Origin of the sequence: Rhizobium sp. NLR10b (genome assembly GCF_019685435.1) — a bacterium.
Taxonomy (GTDB): Bacteria; Pseudomonadota; Alphaproteobacteria; order Rhizobiales; family Rhizobiaceae; genus Rhizobium.
Genome location: NZ_JABDWV010000049.1, coordinates 1 through 3,681 on the forward strand (window position 1 = coordinate 1; position 3,681 = coordinate 3,681).

Sequence of the window (3,681 nt, forward strand, 5' to 3'; positions counted from 1 at the left end):
TTCCAGTCAGCCTTGACCGCGTCGACAAGCTTGCGCTTGCGGGCAGGCCTCAGAGCTTTTTTGACAGCACGTCCTGGAGCATGGCCTTGTCCAGAGAGAGGTCGGCGACGATCCGCTTCAGCTTGGCGTCAGGCAGTGACGCGCCGGATGCAAGCTGGCGCAGCCATCGAACTACACCTCCTGGTTTTTTGAGCCAGCTTGCAGATATGAAGCGTTGTCGGAGAGAATGGCGATGACGAACATTCACGGCTGAGATCCAGCTTTCTTCCGGTGTTTTTGGAAAGCCTTGGTGTCTTTGACACGCTTGAAATTACGCGTAGAGTTAAAATAGGGAGGACCCCACCCCTTTTATCAAGCCTGTGATACGCCCATTATCGCTTTCAGCGAAAACAGAGTAGTCTATGGAGGAACCATCATGGACCTGCGCGCTCACAGGTGCAATATCTCAAAAGATCGCCATACCCTAGTAGGTCGCCAACGATGAACCTTGCATCGATTGACTTGAACCTTCTGGTGGCATTAGAGGCTCTATTGGAACACCGGAACGTTACTTATGCGGGCCAGCATGTCGGCAGGAGCCAGCCGGCGATGAGCCGGGCGTTGGCTAGGCTTCGGGATATATTCAATGACGAAATATTAGTTCGGGGCTCAGCTGGCTACGTCATTACACCTCGAGGGCAAAGATTGGCGGAACTGCTGCCCGCAGCGTTGAACAACATCAAAACCATGGTGATCGAAAGTAATCTCCCTGCAACGAAATGGGGGCCGCAAACAGTCGTGGCGATGCCTGACCACCAAACGCTCGTTTTGTTACCGCGTCTGCTGCAGCGCGCGCCTCACCTCGAGATCATCCCCCATTCACTCTGTGACGACGTTCTCGGGGGGCTAGAGAAAGGAGACATTGATTTGGCTGTTGGGCAGATCGTCACTGCTCCGACTGGCTACTTACGGCGCATCCTCTATACTGACCAACTCATGTACCTGCTACGCCACGACCATCCAGCGTTAGCGCAGGAGTGGACAATCGAAAACCTTATGGCCCTGCGTCACACAGCCACTCGCTCCGACTGCCTTATGCAAGGGGGTCAAATTTATGATGAACTGCCAGACTTGGAGTTGCCAGATAAGCATCCAAGACGGTTCTCCCATGTGCTGACGGCAGCGATGGTCGCTGCAGCGACGGATTGCGCGCTCTTGGTGCCTCGACGGGCTGCGATTCAAATTTCTGCAATGCTGCCACTCACGGCTGTAGCGCCACCCGCGGAATCCAAGCCCTACGAAGTAACTTTGATTTGGCACGAGCGGTGTCATCGTGATCCCAAGCACAAATGGCTACGAACAGAGTTTGCCGAAGCAGCCGCGGCGGGAGCTACCGGATAACAGGACGACTCGATCCGTTAGGAGCTATAGTTACCCATCGCCCCCGATCCGATCCGTAGGTGAGGTGTGACGTGCCCCCAACTGGAATTTTCCACTTACGATCCCTGGTGGGAAGAAGAGGAGAATTCGATGAAGGCCTCGAAGTTTTCGGAAGCGCAGATCGCATTCGTCTTGAAACAGGCGGGGGATGGCACGCCGATCGGCGAGGTCTGCCGCAAGGCAGGAATTTCGGACGCGACGTTTTACAACTGGCGCAAAAAATACGCTGGGCTGATGCCGTCGGAGATGAAGCGTCTTGCCAGCTCGATGAGGAGAATGCCAAGCCGTGTCCGTCGCCGACCTTTCTCCGGACAAGGCCATGCTCCAGGACGTGCTGTCAAAAAAGCTCTGAGGCCTACCCGCAAGCGCAAGCTTGTCGACACGGTCAAGGCGCGGCGAGCAGGCCGAGTTGAAGCTGAAGATCAGGACATCTGCCAGACACGGGTGCGCTACGGCTATCGCCGTGTTCATGTCCTGCTCAGAGCCTGACCGAAAAAGAGTTCCGTGAAATCAGCCAGTTGCGATTCTGTTTGTTTGCTTAGGACGAACGGAGACCACAATGGGGTTGACCTTGCCCCGTTGAAGTTATCCATTTTGAAGTAAGCTCTGGCCCATTGAGAGGATGACCTGCCACTGCGAATTTCCTCCAGGATGGATTAGAGTCCGGCCCATTAAAGGACGGACGAATGAAGAAGCAGAGATTTACGGAAGAGCAGATTATTGCAGTGCTGAAGGAGCAGGAGGCAGGGGCGAAGGTGGCCGACCTCTGCCGCAAGCACGGGATTTCAGAAGCGACGTTTTATAACTGGAAAGCCAAATATGGCGGCATGGAAGTCTCCGAGGCGAAGCGGCTGAAGGCGCTCGAGGATGAGAATGCGAGGCTGAAGAAGCTGCTGGCCGAACAGATGCTTGATGCAGCCGCGCTCCGCGAGCTTCTTGCAAAAAAATGGTAGGGCCTGCCGCCCAGCGTGACGCCGTCACGCATCTGAAGGCCGTCATGGGTCTTTCGGAGCGGCGGGCCTGCCAGATTATATCCGCCGACCGCAAGATGATCCGTTACCGGTCAAGCCGACCGCCGGAGGTTGAACTGCGGACGAAGCTGCGCGACCTCGCCAATGAGCGGCGTCGTTTCGGCTACCGTCGGTTGTTCGTCCTGCTTCGGCGGGTCGGAGAGCCATCCGGGGTCAATCGCATCTACCGGCTCTATCGCGAGGAAGGTCTTTCCGTTCGCAAGCGGAAAGCCAGGCGGCGTGCGGTCGGCACACGTGCGCCGATCCTGATTGAAGCGAAGGCCAATGCCCGCTGGTCGCTGGACTTCGTGCATGACCAGTTCGCCTGCGGCAGACGCTTCCGCGTGCTCAACATTGTCGATGACGTGACGCGCGAATGCCTGGCAGCGGTCCCGGACACCTCTATCTCTGGTCGACGTGTCGCCCGAGAACTGACGACGCTTGTTGGTTTCCACGCAGAACTGAGCCGGTTAGGCGCATAATTTCCATTGAGAATTGAGCCATGTGAACCTTCCCCCAACGCGGAGAGCGACGGGGGCAACGGAGTGATCCACATGGGACTTTTAAACATCATCCGTCGGATGGCGCTGCGCGAGAAGCAGTCGATCCGCAAGATCAGCCGGCGCACTGGGCTGTCACGCAACACGATCGCGAAGTATTTGAGTGCCGGTACGATCGAGCCGACGTTCACGGTACCGGAACGATCGAGCAAGCTTGATCCTTTTGCCGACAAACTTGCTGGCTGGCTGAAGACCGAGGCCGGAAGGTCGCGCAAGCAGCGCCGAACGCTGAAGCAGCTTCATGCCGATCTGGTGGTTCTCGGCTTTACCGGCTCCTATGGACGGGTCGCCGCGTTCGCCCGTGAGTGGCGAGCTGATCAGCAGACGGCGGGCCGCGGCATATTCGTTCCGCTCTTTCCGCCCAGGCGAAGCATTCCAATCCGATTGGAGTGAGGACTATGCCGTAATCGGCGGCGAGCGCACGAAGCTTCAGGTCGCCCATATCAAGCTATCACACAGTCGCGCCTTTCTGGTCAGAGCTTACCTGCTGCAGACGCACGAGATGCTCTTCGACGCTCACTGGCACGGGTTCCGCGTGTTCGGCGGCGTACCTGGTCGCGGCATCTATGATAATCTATGGACGCCTCCCGGGCGAGAAGAACATTTGGCGGCAACTCGGCATTGGATGCGTGAATCTATCCGGCCTATCGCTGGAGCGATCACGCTCCTGGCCTTGATGGGAGTCCGCTACC

The 3,681-nt window shown here is 57.2% G+C and carries 1 protein-coding gene and 4 pseudogenes; 4 read left to right on the plus strand and 1 reads right to left on the minus strand.

Features of this window, described 5'->3' with window-relative positions:
* A pseudogene (locus HJB91_RS30440) lies at positions 1-199 on the minus strand (IS3 family transposase); the annotation flags it as partial.
* 281 nt (positions 200-480) lie between these two features.
* Here HJB91_RS30440 and HJB91_RS30445 point away from each other — a divergent pair.
* The 4 genes and pseudogenes from HJB91_RS30445 to istA form a co-directional block, all read left to right on the plus strand.
* The gene (locus HJB91_RS30445; protein ID WP_221156970.1) at positions 481-1,380 is read left to right on the plus strand and encodes a LysR family transcriptional regulator; all 900 of its coding nucleotides are present in this window, start codon (positions 481-483) and stop codon (positions 1,378-1,380) included.
* A 129-nt stretch (positions 1,381-1,509) separates the two neighbouring features.
* Positions 1,510-1,902: pseudogene (locus HJB91_RS30450) on the plus strand (transposase); the annotation flags it as partial.
* Positions 1,903-2,105: 203 nt separating this feature from the next.
* Positions 2,106-2,875: pseudogene (locus tag HJB91_RS30455) on the plus strand (IS3 family transposase); the annotation flags it as partial.
* A gap of 108 nt (positions 2,876-2,983) precedes the next feature.
* A pseudogene (gene istA / locus HJB91_RS30460) lies at positions 2,984-3,681 on the plus strand (IS21 family transposase); the annotation flags it as partial.

Bases quoted from the DNA above. Each gene is read 5' to 3' on its own strand.
- HJB91_RS30445 (WP_221156970.1), top strand. From the start codon at position 481: ATGAACCTTGCATCGATTGACTTGAACCTTCTGGTGGCATTAGAGGCT.